Consider the following 19314-nt stretch of genomic DNA (forward strand, 5'->3'; position numbering starts at 1 on the left):
CGCGGAGGCCGGCTTCGAGTTCTCGCAGGCGAAGCTGCGCGGCGGGATCGGAGGCGATGTCGGCCGCGGGACCGTAGGCGCGGGTCCGGAGCGCATCCAGCTCGTGGCGGGTGGCGTCATCCATGTCCGCATCGTCCCACAGGCGTGCATTGCGGGCGACGGTGCGGTTTCGTCGTGCATCCGGTCGTGTGCGGCGTGCCCCGGCGAAGCTCCCAGCGCCGTCGGTCAGACTGGGACGACAGCACGCCGGACTCAGGGAGGACTCGTGAGCACGATCCGCGGATACGACCCCGAAACGCTGCGGGAGATCGTCGATCAGCGCGAATGCCGCGAGCGTCTCGACGCGCTCGGCGAGCAGCGGAGCCTCCCCGCCCTGCTGGAACGCGTCTGGCTGCTGAAGGTGCTCGGGGACCTCGATCCCGCGCTGTCCTACGCCGAGCTCGCGGTGCGCCAGGCCCGCATGGCCGGCACCCGCAAAGACCTGCTGCGCGCCCGGGTGCTGCACGCCACCGTGCTGCAGGTGCGGGGGTCCTTCGGTGCGGCCATCGCCGAGCTGGACACGTGCGCGGACGAGGCCCAGGGCCAGGGCTGGCCGAACGTCGGCGCGTTCGCCCTGCAGCACCGCGGCAAGGTCTACTACGACATGGGCCGCTTCGACGAAGCCCGGTCGGACTTCAAGCAGGCTCTGTTCCTCCGCCAGGAGGCGGGCGCCCCCGAGGAGGCCCTGCAGACGACGCTGCAGGCGGTGGATGCCGCCGAGCGCCGCCGGGCCAAGGTCGCCGTCTCGGCCTGACCCCTCGATGTCGTAGGTTCGTTCTAGTGTTCCGGCATGTCTGATCTGCAGGATGTGCGCGACTGGGCCGACGCGCTGATCTCCGCCCACCTGGGTGCACCGTGGACCTTCGGGTTCGACAGCGCCAAGCGCCGGGCGGGCGCGTGCAACTACACGCACCATCGGATCACCGTGTCGAAGTACCTCGCCGCGCGGTACGACGACGAGACCAACCGGCAGACCCTCCTGCACGAGGTCGCGCATGCGCTGGCGGGCACGGAGGCCGGCCACGGCCCCCGCTGGAGACGCATCGCAGCGGGACTCGGCTACCGCGGCGGCGTCACCCACCACGGCGAGACCGCGGTGGAGCTCGCGCCCTGGGTGGGGGTGTGCCCGTCCGGGCACACCGTGTACCGACACCGACGCCCCACCCGGGCGCTGTCGTGCGCCAAGTGCGCGCGGCGCTTCGACGAGCGGTTCGCCTTCCGCTGGACGCGGCGCGAGATCAGCGCGGCCACCCGACGCGAGGCGATGACGCCGCGCTGATCCGGCCGCACGATCCCGACACGCGCGACCGTCCGCGGCGTACCGTTGGTCGGAAGAGGAGGTCGAGATGCGAGCGACAGTGGGAGACCGCATCCGCGTTCACGGCCGGGTGGTCGGAATGGCGGACCATCTGGGCGAGGTGATCGAGATCCGGGGAACGGACGACGACCAGCTGCTCGTGATCCGGTACGACGACGGACACGAGGGCGTGCTGTCCCCGGGTGCGGACTGCGAGGTGCTGCACCGCGCCGGATGATCGGGGCGGGGGATGCGGTGACGCATTCCACCGCGTGACGAGGGGCGTGGCGCGGCCGGGTCAGAGGCGGACGACGGCTCCGTTCCGCAGCACCGGCACCATGTCCGTGTCATCGATGCGCGCCTGGGCGAGCACGGCTTCACGCCGGCCCTCGTCGACGAGGAACTGCCCGGTGCCGGCTGCCGTGATCATGTGCCGCACGGCGCTGCGCAGCGCCCGGAACGCCTCGCACGCGACGGCCGCCTCGGGAGAACTGTGGTCGATGCCGCGAGCCGCGAGGGCGTCGACGATCGCGCCGGCCGCGAGCTGATTCTCCGCCGCGAACCGCCCGCCCGGTGTGGAGGCCACGAGCGCGACGCTCGTGCGCTCGGCGCGACGCTCCTGCTCCGCCAGGATCGCGGCGGCGATCGCGGACGCGTTGCGCAGGCCGCCGAAGAGCAGCACGGGAGCCTGCGTCGCGGCGATGATGGTCTGCGCGCCGTCGCTGAGGTCCGTCACGGCGAGGTCGGCATCGGCCGTGGCGGCGTCGATCGCCTGCACGGAGGCATCCAGCACGTCGACGATCACGATCACGTCGGAGGGTGCGAGGCGCCGCAGGCCGTCGGGGCCGTGTTCGAGACGCACCTGGTAGCGGGACTGATCGAAGGGCGACGGCATCCCACCAGCATCCCTCATCCTGCAGGCGTCTGACGGCGTGTCGCGCGGCGGCGGCGATGTCGGAGGCCCGTGCGAGAGTGCGACCATGAGCACCTTCACCTCCATCGAGCAGCACTTGACCGTGTTGCACTCGTTGCTCGGCGACACCTCGGCGGCCGGCGTGCGCACCGTGATGGCGGACATGAGCGACGACGACCTCGCCACGGTCCTGACGGAAGCGGCCGGGGTGATCCGCGCCCTCGAGCCCGTGCGGCGGGCATCGGCGAGCATCGTGACCGAGCGGTCGCTGGGGCGGTCGCACCCGGGTGCGTCGTACGGCCTGCCGACCATCGTGACGTCGTGACAGGTTGCAGCGTATCGAGGGCAGATTCGAATGTCGGAGGTCGGTGAGTCCGAAAGGTCAGGCGCGTGGGATGACGGTCAGCACCCGAAGCGTGAACTCGAGGAACTTCTCCATCACCATCGACAGGAACTCCCGCGTCGATTCCACGGTGACGTTCCCGTCGTCGTCGACGAGTCCGGGCGTATAGGTGACGTATGCCTCCGGCGACGTCATCTGCCGCGCGTTGAGGAAGCTCAGCGTCGAACGCAGCGACTGCTGCCCGACCGCAGTGCCGATCGCGCCCGGCGAGGCGCCGACGACCCCGGTCGGCTTGTCCGCCCACGCGTTCTGCCCCCACGGCCGGCTGCCCCAGTCGATCGCGTTCTTCAGCGCGCCCGGCAGGGAGCGGTTGTACTCGGGCGTGACGAACAGGATGGCATCCGCGCTCTGGATCTGCGCCTTGAACTCGAGGGCCTCCGCCGGGTAGTCGGCGTCGTAGTCCCGGTTGTACAGCGGCAGCCGACTGTAGTCGATCTCGAAGAACTCGAACTCGGCGGGTGCCAGCTTCTCCAGGGCCCCGGCGAGACGCCTGTTGATGGACTCCTTCGAGAGGCTGCCGATGATCACGCCGACGCGGTAGGGCGGCTCATGCTCCAGAATGTCGATCTGCATGGCACCAAGCATGCCCCCGTCTGCTCCCACCCGACAGGGGCATGCCGGGCGTGTCAGACCGCGAGCGCCTCGACCGGCGAGACCCGCGTGGCGAGCCGTGTCGGCACCGCGGCGGCGACGAGGGTCAGGATCCCGGTCGCCGCCACGATCACGAGCACCGGCACCAGCGGCACCGTCGGCGCGATGAGACCCGCTCCGACCGTGCCGCCCGCATGCACGGACACCGATCCGAGCAGCGATTGCGCGGCGACCCAGCCGTACAGGGTGCCCAGCGCGAGGCCCGAGATCAGCGCGGTGATCGTGATGTGCGCGGCCTCCAGCAACACCATCCGGCGGATCTGCCCCGACGACAGGCCGAGCGCCCGCAGCAGGCCGAGTTCGCGGCGCCGCTGTACGATGCCGATCGTCAGAAGGTTCACCAGCCCGACGGCGGCGATCACCGCGGACACCCCGACGAGCCCCATCATGATGTTCCCGAACGAATCCATGACGCTCGCCATGGGCGGAGGCATCCGGCCCCCGGCCGCCGCCGCCAGGATCGCCTTCATGCACGCCGTCGCGACCGCGAACATCGTCACGAGCGTCACGCCCATCACCACGCCGATCGTCATGCGGCTCGACCGCTCCGGATACCGCAGCGCGTTCTCGGACGCCATGGTCGCCGCCGCGGACCCGCCGAACAGCCGGCCGACGAGCCGCAGCACCGGCGGCATCACGAGCGTCGATCCGAGCGCGAGCCCCGTGAACGACAGGATGCCGCCGAAGAACGCCACCACGACCCCGAGCGGCGAGAACAATCCGACCGCCACACCGAGCGCGAGCAGCATCCCGCCGATGACGAACAGCACGATCGCGGCGACGTGGCGGCCGCGCCGACGGACGACCTCCTCCCGCGAAGCCGACACCGAGCCGCCGATCGCCTCCAGAGGGGTGACGGTCAGCACCCGGCGGGACCCCGCCCACGCGGCTGCCCACGTGGTCAGCGCCACCGCGGCGGCGGGCAGCAACAGCAGCGGCTGCACCAGGGCGAACGACACATCGCCGAGCTGCAGCATCCGCTCCGCCAACTGCGTGCCGAGAGCACCCACGCCGGTTCCGGCGAGCAGGCCGGCCACGGCCCCGATCGCCCCGACGACGAGGCCCTGCGACGCGACCTCGCGACGCTGCGATCGCGCGGTCGCGCCGATGAGGCGCATCAAGGCGATGCGCCGGGTGCGGCCGGCGACGATCGTCGCGAACGTGTTCGCCGTGACGATCGCCCCCACGTACACGGCGACGCCGGCGAGCACGAACCCGATGAAGCTCAGCACGAACGCCAGCGTGTGGCTGTCCCCGAGGAACGGGTTCGCCCGCAGCATGGCGCCCAGGAAGGTGATGGTGATGATCAGCACCGCGCCGAACGCCGACGAGATCGCGGCCACCAGGATGCTGGCGCCCATGCCGCGCTCGCGGAGGAACCCCCCGCTCACGCCGCCACCCCCGCCGCATCGGCGGCGAGCATGTGCGCCGAGATCTGCTCCGCGGTCTGGCGCGGCATGTCGGCCGTGATGCGCCCGTCGCCGAGGAACAGCACCCGGTCGGCATGCGATGCCGCGACCGGGTCGTGGGTCACCATCGCGATCGACTGCCCGTGCTCGGAGGATGCCGCGCGCAGCAGCGCGAGCACCTCCCGGCCCGAGCGCGAATCCAGATTCCCGGTGGGCTCGTCCGCGAAGACGAGGTCGGGCGCCGTCGCCAACGCGCGGGCGATCGCAACCCGCTGCTGCTGCCCGCCGGAGAGCTCGTGCGGGCGGTGCCGCAGCCGCTCGCCGAGCCCGAGCGTGTCGACGAGGCCGTCGATGCGGGCCTTCTCGAGTGCGGACGGGCGACGTCCGTCGAGGTCGAACGGCAGCAGGATGTTGCCCGTGACGTCGAGGGTCGGCACCAGGTTGAACGCCTGGAACACGAACCCCACCCGCCGGCGGCGCAGCAGCGTCAGCTCCCGGTCTCCGAGCCCGGTGATCTCGGTGTCGCCGATCCACGCGTGGCCGGAGCTCGCCGAATCGAGCCCCGCCATCACGTGCATGAGCGTCGACTTGCCCGACCCCGACGGGCCCATGATCGCGGTGAACTCCCCGCGCCGGATGCCGACGGACACGCCGTCGAGCGCGCGCACCGCGCCGTCCCCCGAGCCGAACGTCTTGCTGAGGTGCTGCACCCGGGCGGCGAGCCCGAGCTCCGTGGTTGTGATCTCCATGCCCTCGACGCTACGAACGGACCGATGCCGAGCGCGTCGGCCCGTCGGATGATCCGCGTACATCGCAAGGACGACGCCCACCCTCCCGCTCCGATACGGCGTGCTGGTGCCGATCACCGATCTCACCGGCCACGAGGGCGGTCTGACCGAGCAGTGGCTGCGGCAGACGCGCTCGCTCGCCGAGCGACTCTGAGCGCTCAGGTGCGCGGTGCGGGTGCCGTGCTGCCGCGCACCACGAGCCGGGCGGGCATGTGCACGTGGTTCTGGTCGGGCTCGCCCCTGCGCAGCATCTCGAGCACCATCTGCAGCGCCTGCGCGCCCATGTCGTGCAGCGGTTGCGCGACAGTCGTCAGCTGCGGAGTCGACGCCGCGGATTCGGGGATGTCGTCGAACCCGACGATCGAGAGGTCTTCGGGGACGCGGATGCCGAGCTCCTGGGCGACCTCCAGCACGCGGAGGGCGGACAGGTCGTTCGCCGCGAAGATCGCGGTGGGCCGGTCGGGGCGGTTCAGCAGCTCCTGCGCGGCCCCGGTGGTGGGCTTGCCCCAGTACGCGCCCTCCCGCACCAGGTCGGGATCGAACGGGATGCCGGCCTCGGCCAGCGACTCCCGGTACCCGCGTTCGCGCAGCACCGCCGACTGGAGGTCGCCGCGCCCGCGCACGTGCGCGATGCGCCGGTGCCCGAGCGAGATCAGGTGACGGGTCGCGATCCGGGCACCCTCGACGTTGTCGGCGTCGACGGACGGGATGTCGCCGCGGCCGGTGTGCGGGTCGATCGCGACGACCGGGATCGACGCGGCGGGCAGACGCACCGAGGGCGTCACGATGATCGCGGCATCCACCAGCGTCCCGGCCAGTCGCGACAACGACCGACGCTCCCACCCGACGAACGAGTCATCCGTCAGCGCGCCCGCGTACGCGAGCAGCTCGTACCCCGACCCCACCGCCGCCGCCGAGATGCCCTTGAGCAGCTCGGTCGAGAACGGCTCGAACCCCGCGATGAGGATGCCGATCACGTTCGTGCGCCGGCTGCGCAGGCTGCGCGCCACGAGCGACGTCTCGTACCCGAGCTCCTCGATCACCGCGGAGACATGCTCCACCGTGCGCTGCGCGACGCCGTACCGGCCGTTGGCGACCTTGGACACCGTCGCCACCGAGACGCCCGCCGCTCGGGCGACGTCGTGGATGGTGGCCCGGCCGAAGCCGGGCGGACGGGGGTCGGCTGTCACGACGATCAGGCTACCCCACCGAAACCCCTTTCGAGGCGCGGAACGGCGGCGAAGATAACGTTTTCGACGCGGATCTCGAAAACGTTATCGAAAACGTTTGACATCGAGTGCCGGGACATGGCACTCTCGCTGAGGACGCCCAGTCGGCCCGCGCTCCTCCCGCGGCAGAGACCTGAGGCATCGACGAGACGAAGGAGTTTCCATGAAGAGCAAGATGCGCGGTGCGACGGCGATCGCCCTCGCCGCGGGCGTCGCCCTGGTGGCCGCCGGCTGTGCCGGTGGCGGCGGCAGCTCGTCCGGCGGGCCGGTGACCCTGACCGTCTGGCAGAACAGCACGACCGGACCCGGCCAGCAGTACTGGATGGACGCCGCGAGCGCGTTCCACAAGCTGCACCCCGACATCACGGTCAAGGTGCAGTCGATCCAGAACGAGCAGCTCGACGGCAAGCTGCAGACGGCGCTGAACTCCGGCAACGGGCCGGACGTGTTCCTGCAGCGCGGCGGCGGCAAGATGGCCGCGATGGTGAAGGCGGGGCAGGTGCTCGACCTCACCGGGTCGCTCTCCGCCGAGACCCGCACGTCGGTGGGCGCGGGCGCGATCAAGGCCGAATCGATCGACGGCAAGGTCTACGCCATGCCGCTGGACGTGCTGCCCGAGGGCATCTTCTACAGCAAGAACCTCTTCAGCAAGGCGGGGATCACCCAGACCCCGACCACCATGGATGAGCTGAACACGGCGAACGCGGCTCTGAAGAAGTCCGGCGTGACCCCGGTGGCCGTGGGCGCGAAGGATGCCTGGCCCGCCGCCCACTGGTACTACAACTTCGCCCTGCGCCTGTGCAGCGAGAAGACCCTGGACGACACCGCGAAGACCCTGAACTTCTCGGACCCCTGCTGGACGGCCGCCGGCGAGCAGCTCAAGCAGTTCGCCGCCACCCAGCCGTTCCAGCCCGGATTCCTCACCACGTCCGCCCAGCAGGGCGCCGGCAGCTCGGCAGGACTGGTCGCGAACCACAAGGCCTCGATGGAGCTCATGGGCGGCTGGGACCCGGGAGTGATCGCGTCCCTGACCCCCGACCAGAAGCCCCTCGCCGACCTCGCGTGGTTCCCGTTCCCGACGGTCTCCGGCGGACAGGGCGACCCCGCCGCGATCATGGGCGGCGTCGACGGCTACTCCTGCTCGGCCACGGCTCCGAAGAAGGAGTGCGCGGAGTTCCTGAACTTCCTGGTGACCACGCCGCAGCAGGAGGCCTACTACAAGGCCTTCAACTCGCCGCCCGTCAACCTCGACGCGCAGAAGGTCGTCACCGAGCCCTACCTGCAGCAGCTGCTGGCCGCCTACAACAAGGCGCCCTACGTGTCGCAGTACCTCGACACCCTGTACGGGCAGAACGTCGGCAACGCGCTGAACGTCGCCATCGTGAACCTGCTGGCGGGCAAGGGCACCGTCGCCGACATCATCACCTCGGTCAACCAGGCCGCCGCCAAGGGGTGAGTCTCCGATGAGCAGAGTCCTCAGCGCACCGGCTGAGACCGACCAGGCGGCGGGCGACCTGTCGCAGACCGGGGGCATCGCGCGCGCCGCGGTGTCCCCGGACCGGAGGCACGCCCGTCGTGCCGCCGCCTGGCGCACCCGGATGGAGATCACGGTGCTCAGCGGCCCGGCGATCATCATGTTCGTCGGGTTCGTGATCTTCCCCGTCGTGATGGCCGGCTACTACGGCTTCTTCGACTGGAAGGGCTACGGGCCGGCGACCGACTTCGTCGGCCTGAAGAACTACGCGGTCATCTTCACCGACCCGACCTTCCTCCAGGCGCTCTGGCACAACGGCGTCATCCTCGTGCTGTCGCTCGTGCTGCAGGGGCCGCTGGCGATCCTGCTCGCGCTGCTGCTGAACCAGAAGATGCGCGGGCGCACGGCGATCCGGGTGCTCATCTTCGTGCCCTACGTCATCTCCGAGGTCATCGTCGGCACCGGCTTCAGCCTGATGCTGCAGACCAACGGAGCCCTGAACGCCCTGCTCGGTCGGATCGGGCTGGGATTCCTCGAGACGGACTGGCTCGCCGATCCGGGCGTCGCGATCTGGACCCTGGTGTTCATCCTCACCTGGAAGTACATCGGATTCGCAGTCATCCTCTTCCTCGCCGGCCTGCAGGGCATCCCGTCCGAGCTGTTCGAAGCCGCGGCCATCGACGGCGCGTCGTACTGGCAGATCCAGCGCCACATCACGCTTCCGCTGCTCGGGCCCACCGTCCGCATCTGGGCGTTCCTGTCGATCATCGGCTCGCTGCAGCTGTTCGACCTCGTCTACATCGTCTGGGGCCAGTACGTGGCATCCGTCGCCGGCACGTCGACGATGGCGACGTACATGGTCACCAACGGCCGGGATGCCGGCAACTTCGGCTACGGCAACGCGGTGGCCGTGGTGATCTTCTTCATCTCGCTGGTCATCGCGCTCGTGTATCAGCGCTTCGTGCTGCGCCGCGACACCGCGGGCGCACTCACCGAAAGGAGCAGGTGATGGCGGTCACCGCTGCGATCGTCGCACCTCGGCGACGGGACCGCGAACGGCTGAAGTGGGGCAGCCCGGTCGTGTACTTCGTCGCCCTGGTGCTGGTGGCGGTCTGCATCGCCCCCGTGCTGTACATCGTGATCGGCGGATTCCGCACGAATGCGCAGATCACGACCGACCCGGCCGGTCTGCCGCATCCGTGGCGCTTCGGCAACTACGCGACGGTGCTCGGCAGCGGTACGTTCTGGGTCGAGGTCGGCAACTCCCTGATCGCCGCGTCCTGCACGACGATCGGCGTGGTGGTGCTCGGCCTCATGGTCAGCTACGTGCTCGCGCGTTACCGGTTCCGCGGTCGCGGCGCGATGTACGCGCTCTTCGCGGCGGGGCTGATGTTCCCGATCACCGTGGCGATCACCCCGCTGTACATCCTGGTGAAGGACCTGGGACTGATGAACAGCCTCGCGGGCGTCATCCTCCCCCAGATCGCCTTCGCCCTGCCGACGACCGTCATCATCCTCGTGCCGTTCCTGCGCGCGATCCCCGATGAGATCGAAGAGGCCGCCGCGATCGACGGTGCCGGCCGCCTCGCGTTCTTCTTCCGGATGGTGCTCAGGCTGGCCGTCCCCGGTGTGGTCACGGTCGGCATCCTCGCGTTCATCGGCAGCTGGAACAGCTACCTGCTGCCGCTGTTCATCCTGAGCGACGAGTCGACCTACACGCTGCCGCTCGGCGTCCAGGCGTTCAGCACGCAGTACTCGGTGGACACCGCCCAGGTGCTCGCCTTCACCTCCCTCGCGATGCTTCCCGCGCTGCTCTTCTTCCTCGTCTTCCAGCGCCGCATCGTCGGCGGGCTCACCGGCGCGGTCAAAGGCTGACGCGTGCGCGATTCGACCACGACAGGACCATCCATGCCCGAGATCCCCGCCTTCCCCGAGGTGTCCGAGCGCGTGCGCTCGCTGCATGCGCAGATGACGCTCGACGAGAAGCTCGCCCAGCTGGTGGGCTACTGGCTCGACCAGAACGGCACGGTCGCCCCCATGCAGGAGGAGATGACCTCCGGCGGAAGCGGTGCGGACGAACTCGCCGCGGCCACCCGCGACGGCATCGGCCACTACACGCGCGTCTACGGCACCCGCCCGGTCGATCCCACCCAGCGGGCGCGGTGGCTGTGGGCCGAGCAGCGCCGGCTGAAGCGCGAGACCAGGCTCGGCATCCCCGCGATCGTGCACGAGGAGTGCCTGACCGGCCTCGCCGCCTGGCAGGCGGCCGTGTTCCCCACGCCGCTCGCGTGGGGGGCCTCGTTCGATCCGGACCTCGTGCGGGATGCCGCGGAGGCGATCGGGGAGTCGATGCGGCAGCTCGGCATCCACCAGGGGCTCGCTCCGGTTCTGGACGTGATCCAGGATCCGCGCTGGGGCCGCGTCGACGAATGCATCGGCGAAGACCCCTACCTCGTCGGGACGGTCGGCACCGCCTACGTGCAGGGGCTGCAGCGCGCGGGCATCCACGCGACCCTCAAGCACTTCGTCGGCTACTCCGCCTCGCAGGCCGGCCGCAACCACGCGCCCGTGCACGCCGGACCGCGCGAGATCGCCGACGTGTTCCTCCCGCCGTTCGAGATGGCACTGGCCGAGGGCGCCGCGATGTCGGTGATGAACGCGTACACCGCGCTCGACGGCATCCCGGCGGCGGCGGACACCGAACTGCTCACCACACTTCTCCATGAGGAGCTCGGCTTCGACGGCGTCGTGGTGTCGGACTACTTCTCCGTCGCCTTCCTCGACGTCATGCAAGGCCTCGCGACCGACCGCGGGCACGCCGCCGCCCTGGCCCTCGAAGCCGGGATCGACGTCGAGCTGCCGACCGGCGACGCCTACCTCGCGCCCCTGCGCGAGCGGATCCGCGCGGGCGAGGTGGACGAGCGCTATGTCGACCGCGCCGTGCTCCGGGTGCTGCGGCAGAAGGAGCAGCTCGGGCTGCTCGACGCCGACGCGTACGAGGCGGAGCCTCCCGCGCACATCGACCTGGACACGCCCCGCCACCGGGACCTGGCGCGGCGACTCGCCGAGGAGTCGATCGTGCTGCTGTCGAACGACGGCATCCTGCCCCTGCCGGCCGCCTCCCGGATCGCGGTCATCGGACCGAACGCCGACCGCTCGGAGGCGCTGCAGGGCTGCTACTCGTTCGCGAACCACGTGCTGGCGCATCATCCCGGGGTGCCGGTCGGCGTCGACATCCCCACCGTCGCCGATGCCCTGCGCGACACCGGCTGCACGATCACCGTCACGCCGGGCTGCGCCGTCGAGGGAGACGACACGACAGGATTCGCGGCGGCGGTCGCCGCGGCGCGCGAGGCGGATGTCGCGGTCGTCGTCGTCGGCGACCAGGCCGGGCTCTTCGGACGCGGCAGCGTCGGCGAGGGCAACGACTCCGAGTCGCTCGCACTTCCCGGAGTGCAGCGCGAACTGGTCGAGGCGGTCTCCGCGACGGGCACCCCCGTGGTCATGGTGCTGCTGACCGGGCGCCCGTACGTGCTGGATTGGGCGCTCGACGGCGGTCCGGACGCGCCGGGCGCCGTGCTGCAGGCCTTCTTCCCCGGAGAAGAGGGCGGCAGCGCACTCGCCGACCTGCTGCTCGGCGCCTCGGCGCCGTCCGGACGGCTGCCGGTGTCGCTCCCCCGGTCGGACGGCGCGCAGCCGTACGGCTACCTGCATCCCATCCTCGGCGGGGACTCGGAGGTCACGGCGACGTCCTCGGCACCGGTGCGCCCGTTCGGATTCGGTCTGTCGTACACGTCGTTCGAGCACAGCGACCTCGTCGTCGAGGAGTCGTGCGCCGCGGGCGGAGAGTTCGACGCCGAGATCACCGTCACCAACGTGGGCGACCGCGACGGCGTGGAGGTGGTGCAGCTGTACGGACGCGACGTCCAGGCATCCGTCACGCGACCGGTGGCGCAGCTGCTCGGCTACGCCCGGGTTCCCCTCGCCGCCGGCGAATCGGCACGCCTCCGGTTCCGCGTGCCCACTGCCCGGTTCGCGCTGATCGACCGACGCATGGTCAAGGTGGTCGAACCGGGTGACGTGCAGGTGTGGGTCGGCGCGCATGCCGAAGACCCCGTCGAGCGCTCGACAGTCAGGATCGTCGGCCCCGTCCATGACGTCGGCCGCGACGACCGCCGCACGGTGGTCTGGGAGCGGGCCGTGGTGAGCGCCGGTCGGTGAACCCGGCCCGGCTCACGCCAGCCCGTGCTCGAAAGCGAACACCACCAGCTGCACCCGGTCGCGCAGGGCGAGCTTGGTGAGGATGCGGCTGATGTGCGTCTTCACCGTCGCCTCGGACAGGAACTCCCGCGCCGCGATCTCGGCGTTGGAGAGCCCGCGGGCGGCGAGCGCGAAGATCTCCCGCTCGCGGTCGGTGAGGTCGGCGAAGGATGCCGGCACCGGCCGCGTCCGCGGGGTCGTCTGCGCGAACAGCTCCCGCGTGGCGGAGGCGGCGATCACCGCCGAGCCGGCGTGCACGGTGCGGATCGCTGCCAGCAGGAACTCAGGGTCGGCGTCCTTCAGCAGGAACCCCGACGCGCCCTGCCGGATCGCCCGCGCGGCCGCCTCGTCGAGATCGAACGTGGTGAGCATCACGATGCGCGGGGCGGGCACGGCGGCATCCGCCGGGTCGCGCAGCAGCTCGGCCGTCGCGGCGAGCCCGTCGAGCACCGGCATCCGGATGTCCATCAGCACCACGTCAGGGGCCTCGCGCCGCACCACGTCGATGCCGTCCTGCCCGTTGCCCGCCTCGCCGACCACCCGCAGGTCGGGCTGGGAGTCGATGACCATGCGGATGCCCGCGCGGAACAGCGCCTGGTCGTCGACGAGCACCACCCGGATGACGCCCGGGGCGCTCATCGCAGCTCATCCTGTCCGCCCGGCGCGTCGTCGGCAGCCCGCATCGGGATGCGCGCCCGGACCGCGAACGCGGCCCGCTCGACTCCGGCATCCAGCGTGCCGCCGGCCAGCTGCGCGCGCTCGCGCATGCCGATGAGTCCGTGGCCGCCGCTTGCGGACACGGCGTCCTCCGGCATCGGATTGCGCACCGTCAGCGCGACGGCATCCGCCATCCACTCCAGCCGGACGTCCACGGCTGCACCGTCGCCGTGGCGGATCGCATTGGTGAGGGCCTCCTGCAGGATGCGGAACACCGCGAGCTGCACGGCCGCGGACGGGTCGGCACGCGGGGTCGGATCGACCGTGACCCGCAGCTCCAGCCCGGCGGCGCGCACCTGGGCGTAGAGCCCTTCCAGGTCCGCGAGGGTCGGCTGCGGCCCGTCGCCCTGGCTGTGGCGCAGCTGACCGAGCAGCAGCCGCACGTCGGCGAGCGCGGCCCGGGCCGTGGTCGAGATGGTGCCGAGCGCCTCCGACATGCCGCGTGCGGAGGCCGCGGCATCCGGACCGGCGGCCGCGGCGTACCGGGCGCCGTCGGCCTGCGCGATCACCACGGCGAGGGAATGGGCGACGACGTCGTGCATGTCGCGGGCGATCCGCACCCGCTCCTGCTCCGCGGCGGCATCCGACTCGGCCTGCACCTGCGCGATCCGGGAGGCGCGCGATCGCAGCACGGCCCGGACGAGGGCGCCGACGGTCCAGGCGAGCAGCAGGGCGAAGGATGCCGCCATCCACGCGAACCCCGCCGTGACGAGCGCGCCCATGTCGCCGAGCCGGATCATCTCGATGAGACGTCCGAGCTGCAGGTACAGCGTGGCGACGAGCGCGCCGACGAGCGCGGACGAGAATCCGAGCCAGAAGACGAGCCGCGACCCGTAGGCCGCCGTCGCGTACAGCACGCCGAAGATCGCGAGGTCGTACATCGCCGGCTGGAGCCCGGCCAGCATCTGCGCGACCGCCACGAACCACGCGACCGTGAGCGCGACCGCGGGCGCGTACCGCCGCACCGCGAGCGCCCCGGCCAGCACGGCCGACAGCCCGACCGCCAGGACGACCTGCCGCCCGCTGGAGTAGAAGGCCGTCTGCAGGCCGAAGTATCCCGCCAGCGCGAAGTACAGCACCGCCAGGACGGCGTCGAACGTCCACTGGCGGGCGGTCATCGGGCGGAACACGCTCTTCACGCTACGGGAGCGGCCGGCGCGGGGCATCCGCCGAGCGATGTATCCCGGACGGGCGGCGCTCAGCGCGCGGGGACGATCGGACGGTGCTCGTAGAAGGTCTGCAGCACGACCGTGGTGCGGGTCGAGACGGATGCCGCGAGCCGGATGTCGCGGATCAGCCGCTCCAGCTCGCGTGGTGACGCGACCCGCACGAACAGCATGTAGCTGGCCTCACCGGCGATCGAATAGCAGCCCTCGATCTCGGGCAGGTGCTCGAGCAGCTCGGGGGCGTCGTCGGGCTGGTCGAGCCGCAGCGGCGTGATCTCGATGAACGCGGACAGCGGCTTGCCGACCGCCTCCGCATCGAGGATCGGGCGGTACCCGGCGATCACCCCGCGGGTCTCGAGCCGCCGCAACCGCGCCTGCACGGCCGAGATCGACAGCCCGACCGCCTCGGACAGCTGTGCGAGGGTCGCGCGGGCATCCTGCGAGATCTCGGCCACGATCCTCAGGTCGGTGTCATCGAGCGCGGGGGCGAGAGTGGCGACAGCATCCGTCATGCCTGTAAGATTAACGCCATCACAGTCGATATGCCGGAATATTTCCGGCTGAACTCCAGGATCGGAGGTTTCCCCATGCCCCTTACCTATGCCCACGACGCGAAGGCCATCATCGGAGAGCCCGAGGTCCTCGAAGACGGCACCACCGCCGCGACCGTCGAGAACTCCGCTGCGTGGCACGCGCTGAAGGATGCCGCCACCGCCCTGCAGCCGCTGCAGATCAAGGACGGCTCGGTGCCCGAGGCATCCGACCACGCCGCCGCCCGCGCGCTCGTCGACACGATCGTCGCGTCGATCCGCGCCCTCGCGCCGCTCTTCCCCCACGACGCCGCGTACCTCGACGCCCTTCCCGCCGACTTCGCGAAGTGGGTCGCCGGCGGCTTCGGCGTGCCGGACTTCCTCGACTCGCTGCAGGCGTTCCAGCCGCAGCAGCACCGCGTGGACGGCATCCGCCACCTCGTCGTGTTCCCGATGTACACGCAGAACGGCTCGTCGGAGCGCCACGTCGAGGCTCTCATCGTCGAGACCATCTGGCCGGAGTTCATCGCGCAGCTCGAGACGCAGTACACGAACAAGCTGTTCGTGTCGCTGCGTCTGGTCGACTTCACCCCCGGTTACGACACGAACTCGGCCGTGCTGTTCCCCGAGACCGTCGCGATGCGCGAGATCCCGAGCTTCACGTGGGGCGCGATCTTCCAGGACCGCGAGGCCGCGCGCTACCGCCGGGTCGTGCGCGCCGCCGCCGAGATCACCAAGCTCGAGCTGCCCGACGACCTGGCCGGCCTGCTCGACGACCAGGCTCAGGCCGAGCGCATGTTCGTGATGTGGGACATCATCCACGACCGCACCCACATGCGCGGCGACCTGCCCTTCGACCCGTTCATGATCAAGCAGCGGATGCCGTTCTTCCTGTACTCGCTCGAGGAGCTGCGCTGCGACCTGACCGCGTTCCGCGAGTCGGTCAAGATCGAGCGCTCGCTCGCCGCGCGCAAGGCCGCCGGCGAGGAGCTGACCGCGGTCGAGGAGCAGCTGCTGAAGCACGGCAAGCTCGTGCAGTACGGCGTCATCTTCGACCGCATCTTCCGCTTCGCCATCACCGGCACCCGCGTGCGCAACTACGACGGGCTCGGCGGCCAGCTGCTGTTCGCGTGGCTGCACCAGAAGCACGTGCTGGAGTGGCGAGACGTGTCGCTCAGCTTCGAGTGGGACAAGGTCGCGGATGCCGTCGTGGAGCTCGGCGACGCGATCGACCACCTGTACTGGGAGTCGATCGACCGCCCCAAGACCGTGCACTGGCTGAAGGCGTACGAGCTGGTGAGCTCGGTCGTCACGCCGAACCCGGCCTCGCTGTGGGCGGAGGGCCTCCCCCGCGAGATCCTCGCCGGCGCCCCCAAGGGCTACACGGATGCCGTGATGGACGACGAGTTCCCGCTGTCGATGTTCTACGAAGCCCTCGACAAGAAGATGAAGGATGTCATCGCCTCCACCGCCGGCATCCGCGGCTGGGCCCCCGCGTCGGAGGCTCCGCGCGGCGCCTAGCGCCGTGTGGAGGGAGGCGGGGAGGATGCCTGACGACCAGCGGTCGCCCCGCGAGCGAAGCGAGGCGACACGCGATGCCGGCTCCGTCGCCGGTCGCACCGTGCTCATCGCCGGTGCGACCAGTGACGCGGGGCGTGCCGTCGCCGGCACGCTGATCGCGGCCGGTGCGCGCGTCATCGCCACCGGCCGCGACGCCGCGCGCCTGGAGCCGCTCGTCGAGCTCGGCGCCGAACCCGAGGTGTGCGACGTCACGGATGAGCAGCAGGTCACCGAGCTCGCCGCCCGGCTGCGGGAGCGCGGCATCCGGCTCGACGGCATCCTGCCGCTCGTGGGCGGATGGCGCGGCGGCGGCGGCCTCGCCGGCCAGTCCGACGCGGACTACCGCGTGCTCGAGGCATCCCTCACCGCGCTGCGGCACGTGTCGCGCGCGTTCGACGCGGATCTGCGGGACTCGGATGCCGGACGCCTCGCGATCGTCTCGTCGGTCGCCGTCGCCCGGCCCCTCGCCGGCAGTGCCAACTACGCCGCGGTCAAAGCAGGCGCCGAGGCCTGGACCCGCGCGGTCGCGCAGGGCTACGCGAAGGCGGCCCGGGATGCGGGGCATCCGCTGCGGTCGGCCGCGGTGATCTTCCGCGTGAAGTCCCTCGCCGGCGCCGAGGCATCCCTCGCCGCCGCCTTCGCCGCCCTGTGGCAGCAGGATGCCGCCGCGCTCAACGACACCGTCATCGACCTGTCCTGAGCCGGCTGTCCTGAGCCGCACCTGTCCTGAGCCGGCCCCGCCTTCCTCTGTTCAAGGGTCACATTCTGCGGGTCGCACCCACACAACGTGACCCTTGAACACCGGAAGGACGCCACCCCCTCAGCCCAAGGGTCACGATCTGCGGGTCGCACCCACAATTCGTGACCCCCGAACGCGGAGGGGCGGGCGTTCCACGGGTCGAGGGCCGCCTTCTGCCTCGCACCCACCCGAACTAGATTGGATCCTCGTGACCTCCCTCCACGACACCGCCGTGCGCGGCTTCGCCTCCGACAACTACTCCGGCGTGCACCCCGAGGTGCTCGCGGCGATCGCGGCGGCCAACGGCGGCCACCAGGTCGCGTACGGGGAGGATGCCTACACCGAACGCCTGCAGCAGGTGTTCGCGCACCACTTCGGCGACCCGGTCGAGGCGTTCCCGGTGTTCAACGGCACCGGGGCGAACGTCACCGCGATCCAGTCGCTGCTGCCCCGCTGGGGCGCCGTGATCGCCGCGAAGACCGCGCACATCAACACCGACGAAGGCGGCGCGCCCGAGCGGGTCGCCGGCATCAAGATCCTGCAGGTGGAGACCCCCGACGGCAAGCTGACCCCGGAACTCATCGACCGCGAGGCCTGGGGCTGGGGCGACGAACACCGCGCCCAGCCGCTCGCGGTCTCGATCACCCAGTCCACGGAGCTCGGCACCCTGTACACGCCCGACGAGCTGCGTGCGATCGCCGACCACGCCCACGCCGTCGGCATGCACGTGCACCTGGACGGCGCTCGGCTCGCGAATGCGGCCGCGGCGCTCGACCTGCCCCTGCGCGCCTTCACGCGGGATGCCGGCATCGACATCCTGAGCGTCGGCGGCACCAAGAACGGCGCCCTCGGCGCCGAGGCGATCGTGGTGCTGAACCCGGAGGCGTCCCGCGGCCTGAAGTTCCTGCGCAAGCTGAACATGCAACTCGCCTCGAAGATGCGGTTCGTCTCGGCGCAGCTGATCGCGCTGTACGAGGGCGACCTCTGGATGCGCAACGCCGGCCACGCCAACGCGATGGCCGCGCGCCTGCGCACCGGCATCGAGGCGGGCCTCGCCGACGGCAGCATCCGCGGCGTCGGCTTCTCGCAGAAGACGCAGGTCAACGGCGTGTTCGCGACCCTGCCCGACGGCGTCGCCGATCGCCTGCGCGAGCGCTTCCGCTTCTACGACTGGGATGCCGCCCGCAACGAGGTGCGCTGGATGTGCTCGTTCGACACCTCCGAGGACGACATCGACGCGTTCCTGGCCGCGATCGCGCGCGAGACCGGCCGCTGATCCCGCGCCCCTGACAGTCGAGCAGGATCCGAGAAGCATCCGGATCGCCGCGTTCCTAGAGTCGAGACATCACTCGACGAAAGGATGCCGACATGGCTGAGAACGGACTGTCCCTGCAGGAGCGCGAAGCGGTCAAGGCGCGCGCCAAGGAGCTGCGCGCGCAGGAGAAGGCGGGCAAGGACCGCGAGGCGGGAGTCGCGGCCGTGCGGGAGGCGATCGGCAAGCTCGGCGACTCGGACCGCGCGACCGCGGAGGGCCTGTACCGGATCGTGACGGCCGTCGCTCCACATTTGATGCCGAAGACGTACTACGGGATGCCGGCGTTCGCGAACGAGGCCGGCAAGCCGGTGGTGTTCCTGCGGCCGGCCGACAAGTTCGGCGAGCGCTACGCGACGATCGGCTTCGAGGACCGCGCGACGTTCGACGACGGCGAGATGTGGCCGGTCGCCTACGCCGTGCCGGTGTGGACGGCGGCCCTCGAGGCGCGGCTCACCGACATCATCCGGGCCGCGACCTCCTGACGCCGCACTCCGGTCCGGGCGGCTCGTCTGCTAGAGCCGCTCGGGCCGGAACCCGTAGCCGACGAGCCGCGCCAGCACGGGCTTCAGCAGCGGCAGCGCGAAGCGCAGGAACGCCCGTTGCCCGCGTGTCGGCGGGTTCGCGAGCACGTCCGGCAGCTGCCCGGAGGCGATGCGGCGGTGCACGACGCGCTGCACGGCCTGCATCGCGGCCGTCGGCCATTCCCGCCGCCGCTGCACGGCAGCGCAGGCGCGGTCGACGGCGTCGTGGTCCTGCTCGCGCAGCGCCGGCACGAGCAGACGGGCGGATGCCACGGCATCCTGCACCGCGTAGTTGATGCCGAC

Annotated in this window: 20 protein-coding genes and 1 pseudogene; 12 read left to right on the plus strand and 9 right to left on the minus strand. The window is 70.9% G+C overall.

Features of this window, described 5'->3' with window-relative positions; translation table 11 throughout:
• The first annotated feature begins 265 nt into the window (after nt 1–265).
• The 3 genes from VJR25_RS01460 to VJR25_RS01470 all read left to right on the plus strand — a co-directional run bounded on the left by VJR25_RS01460 (nt 266) and on the right by VJR25_RS01470 (nt 1574).
• Nucleotides 266–793 (plus strand): tetratricopeptide repeat protein, encoded by a 528-nt coding sequence (locus tag VJR25_RS01460; protein WP_324111775.1) that lies wholly within the window; start codon nt 266–268, stop codon nt 791–793.
• Nucleotides 794–829: 36 nt separating this feature from the next.
• Complete coding sequence (locus tag VJR25_RS01465) at nt 830–1318, plus strand: SprT-like domain-containing protein (RefSeq protein ID WP_324111777.1); 489 nt, start codon at nt 830–832, stop codon at nt 1316–1318.
• 67 nt (nt 1319–1385) lie between these two features.
• Nucleotides 1386–1574: a DUF1918 domain-containing protein gene (locus VJR25_RS01470; protein ID WP_324111780.1), complete on the plus strand. Its 189-nt coding sequence runs from the start codon at nt 1386–1388 to the stop codon at nt 1572–1574.
• Between the two features lie 60 nt (nt 1575–1634).
• On the opposite strand, the gene VJR25_RS01475 is transcribed toward VJR25_RS01470, so the two are convergent.
• Nucleotides 1635–2231: a 2-phosphosulfolactate phosphatase gene (locus VJR25_RS01475; RefSeq protein ID WP_324111782.1), complete on the minus strand. Its 597-nt coding sequence runs from the start codon at nt 2229–2231 to the stop codon at nt 1635–1637.
• Nucleotides 2232–2316: 85 nt separating this feature from the next.
• Here VJR25_RS01475 and VJR25_RS01480 point away from each other — a divergent pair, with 85 nt between their 5' ends.
• Nucleotides 2317–2574 (plus strand): hypothetical protein, encoded by a 258-nt coding sequence (locus tag VJR25_RS01480; RefSeq protein ID WP_324111784.1) that lies wholly within the window; start codon nt 2317–2319, stop codon nt 2572–2574.
• A 57-nt stretch (nt 2575–2631) separates the two neighbouring features.
• Here VJR25_RS01480 and VJR25_RS01485 read toward each other — a convergent pair whose 3' ends face one another.
• From VJR25_RS01485 to VJR25_RS01500, 4 genes are all read right to left on the minus strand, one after another.
• On the minus strand, nt 2632–3225 hold the full coding sequence (locus VJR25_RS01485) for an NADPH-dependent FMN reductase (protein WP_324111787.1): 594 nt from the start codon (nt 3223–3225) through the stop codon (nt 2632–2634).
• Nucleotides 3226–3278: 53 nt separating this feature from the next.
• Nucleotides 3279–4694 carry an ABC transporter permease gene (locus VJR25_RS01490; protein ID WP_414683701.1) on the minus strand — a complete coding sequence of 472 codons (1416 nt, stop codon included), beginning with the start codon at nt 4692–4694 and terminating at the stop codon, nt 3279–3281.
• The gene (locus VJR25_RS01495) at nt 4691–5461 is read right to left on the minus strand and encodes an ABC transporter ATP-binding protein (protein WP_324111789.1); all 771 of its coding nucleotides are present in this window, start codon (nt 5459–5461) and stop codon (nt 4691–4693) included. The genes VJR25_RS01490 and VJR25_RS01495 overlap by 4 nt, the downstream gene beginning before the upstream one ends.
• A gap of 197 nt (nt 5462–5658) precedes the next feature.
• Nucleotides 5659–6690: a LacI family DNA-binding transcriptional regulator gene (locus VJR25_RS01500; protein WP_324111791.1), complete on the minus strand. Its 1032-nt coding sequence runs from the start codon at nt 6688–6690 to the stop codon at nt 5659–5661.
• A gap of 202 nt (nt 6691–6892) precedes the next feature.
• Between VJR25_RS01500 and VJR25_RS01505 the strand changes: the two genes are divergently transcribed.
• From VJR25_RS01505 to VJR25_RS01520, 4 genes are read left to right on the plus strand one after another with little or no spacing between them, the layout of a single operon-like run.
• Complete coding sequence (locus VJR25_RS01505; RefSeq protein ID WP_324111793.1) at nt 6893–8185, plus strand: ABC transporter substrate-binding protein; 1293 nt, start codon at nt 6893–6895, stop codon at nt 8183–8185.
• A 7-nt stretch (nt 8186–8192) separates the two neighbouring features.
• Nucleotides 8193–9212, plus strand: coding sequence for a sugar ABC transporter permease (locus VJR25_RS01510; protein WP_324111795.1), 1020 nt, complete (start codon nt 8193–8195; stop codon nt 9210–9212).
• Entirely contained in the window at nt 9212–10078 is an 867-nt protein-coding gene (locus VJR25_RS01515; RefSeq protein WP_324111797.1) for a carbohydrate ABC transporter permease, read from the plus strand. Before VJR25_RS01510 ends, VJR25_RS01515 begins: the two co-directional genes overlap by 1 nt.
• Nucleotides 10079–10111: 33 nt before the next feature.
• The gene (locus tag VJR25_RS01520) at nt 10112–12424 is read left to right on the plus strand and encodes a beta-glucosidase family protein (RefSeq protein ID WP_324111799.1); all 2313 of its coding nucleotides are present in this window, start codon (nt 10112–10114) and stop codon (nt 12422–12424) included.
• 12 nt (nt 12425–12436) lie between these two features.
• Here the strand turns inward: VJR25_RS01520 and VJR25_RS01525 are convergent, their stop codons facing one another.
• The 3 genes from VJR25_RS01525 to VJR25_RS01535 all read right to left on the minus strand — a co-directional run bounded on the left by VJR25_RS01525 (nt 12437) and on the right by VJR25_RS01535 (nt 14858).
• A complete protein-coding gene (locus tag VJR25_RS01525) occupies nt 12437–13102 on the minus strand; it encodes a response regulator transcription factor (RefSeq protein WP_324111801.1) in 666 nt (221 codons plus the stop codon).
• Nucleotides 13099–14310: a sensor histidine kinase gene (locus tag VJR25_RS01530; protein ID WP_324111803.1), complete on the minus strand. Its 1212-nt coding sequence runs from the start codon at nt 14308–14310 to the stop codon at nt 13099–13101. The genes VJR25_RS01525 and VJR25_RS01530 overlap by 4 nt, the downstream gene beginning before the upstream one ends.
• A 68-nt stretch (nt 14311–14378) precedes the next feature.
• A complete protein-coding gene (locus tag VJR25_RS01535; protein WP_324111805.1) occupies nt 14379–14858 on the minus strand; it encodes an Lrp/AsnC family transcriptional regulator in 480 nt (159 codons plus the stop codon).
• Nucleotides 14859–14933: 75 nt separating this feature from the next.
• Between VJR25_RS01535 and VJR25_RS01540 the strand changes: the two genes are divergently transcribed.
• The 4 genes from VJR25_RS01540 to VJR25_RS01555 all read left to right on the plus strand — a co-directional run bounded on the left by VJR25_RS01540 (nt 14934) and on the right by VJR25_RS01555 (nt 18972).
• Nucleotides 14934–16397, plus strand: coding sequence for a DUF6421 family protein (locus tag VJR25_RS01540; RefSeq protein WP_324111807.1), 1464 nt, complete (start codon nt 14934–14936; stop codon nt 16395–16397).
• Nucleotides 16398–16422: 25 nt separating this feature from the next.
• Nucleotides 16423–17136, plus strand: a complete 714-nt coding sequence (locus VJR25_RS01545) for an SDR family oxidoreductase (RefSeq protein WP_324111809.1) — start codon at nt 16423–16425, stop codon at nt 17134–17136.
• A gap of 247 nt (nt 17137–17383) precedes the next feature.
• Nucleotides 17384–18451, plus strand: a complete 1068-nt coding sequence (locus tag VJR25_RS01550) for a low specificity L-threonine aldolase (RefSeq protein ID WP_324111811.1) — start codon at nt 17384–17386, stop codon at nt 18449–18451.
• 92 nt (nt 18452–18543) lie between these two features.
• On the plus strand, nt 18544–18972 hold the full coding sequence (locus VJR25_RS01555) for a hypothetical protein (RefSeq protein WP_324111813.1): 429 nt from the start codon (nt 18544–18546) through the stop codon (nt 18970–18972).
• Between the two features lie 30 nt (nt 18973–19002).
• Here the strand turns inward: VJR25_RS01555 and VJR25_RS01560 are convergent.
• Nucleotides 19003–19314 (minus strand): annotated as a pseudogene (locus VJR25_RS01560) (FAD-dependent oxidoreductase); the annotation flags it as partial.

The sequence above is a fragment of the Microbacterium sp. genome (genome assembly GCF_035277845.1).
Lineage (GTDB): Bacteria > Actinomycetota > Actinomycetes > Actinomycetales > Microbacteriaceae > Microbacterium.

Coding starts and splice junctions, on each gene's coding strand:
- VJR25_RS01465 (WP_324111777.1), top strand. CDS start 830: ATGTCTGATCTGCAGGATGTGCGCGACTGGGCCGACGCGCTGATCTCC.
- VJR25_RS01470 (WP_324111780.1), top strand. CDS start 1,386: ATGCGAGCGACAGTGGGAGACCGCATCCGCGTTCACGGCCGGGTGGTC.
- VJR25_RS01475 (WP_324111782.1), bottom strand. CDS start 2,231: ATGCCGTCGCCCTTCGATCAGTCCCGCTACCAGGTGCGTCTCGAACAC.
- VJR25_RS01480 (WP_324111784.1), top strand. CDS start 2,317: ATGAGCACCTTCACCTCCATCGAGCAGCACTTGACCGTGTTGCACTCG.
- VJR25_RS01485 (WP_324111787.1), bottom strand. CDS start 3,225: ATGCAGATCGACATTCTGGAGCATGAGCCGCCCTACCGCGTCGGCGTG.
- VJR25_RS01495 (WP_324111789.1), bottom strand. CDS start 5,461: ATGGAGATCACAACCACGGAGCTCGGGCTCGCCGCCCGGGTGCAGCAC.
- VJR25_RS01505 (WP_324111793.1), top strand. CDS start 6,893: ATGAAGAGCAAGATGCGCGGTGCGACGGCGATCGCCCTCGCCGCGGGC.
- VJR25_RS01510 (WP_324111795.1), top strand. CDS start 8,193: ATGAGCAGAGTCCTCAGCGCACCGGCTGAGACCGACCAGGCGGCGGGC.
- VJR25_RS01515 (WP_324111797.1), top strand. CDS start 9,212: ATGGCGGTCACCGCTGCGATCGTCGCACCTCGGCGACGGGACCGCGAA.
- VJR25_RS01520 (WP_324111799.1), top strand. CDS start 10,112: ATGCCCGAGATCCCCGCCTTCCCCGAGGTGTCCGAGCGCGTGCGCTCG.
- VJR25_RS01525 (WP_324111801.1), bottom strand. CDS start 13,102: ATGAGCGCCCCGGGCGTCATCCGGGTGGTGCTCGTCGACGACCAGGCG.
- VJR25_RS01535 (WP_324111805.1), bottom strand. CDS start 14,858: ATGACGGATGCTGTCGCCACTCTCGCCCCCGCGCTCGATGACACCGAC.
- VJR25_RS01540 (WP_324111807.1), top strand. CDS start 14,934: ATGCCCCTTACCTATGCCCACGACGCGAAGGCCATCATCGGAGAGCCC.
- VJR25_RS01545 (WP_324111809.1), top strand. CDS start 16,423: ATGCCTGACGACCAGCGGTCGCCCCGCGAGCGAAGCGAGGCGACACGC.
- VJR25_RS01555 (WP_324111813.1), top strand. CDS start 18,544: ATGGCTGAGAACGGACTGTCCCTGCAGGAGCGCGAAGCGGTCAAGGCG.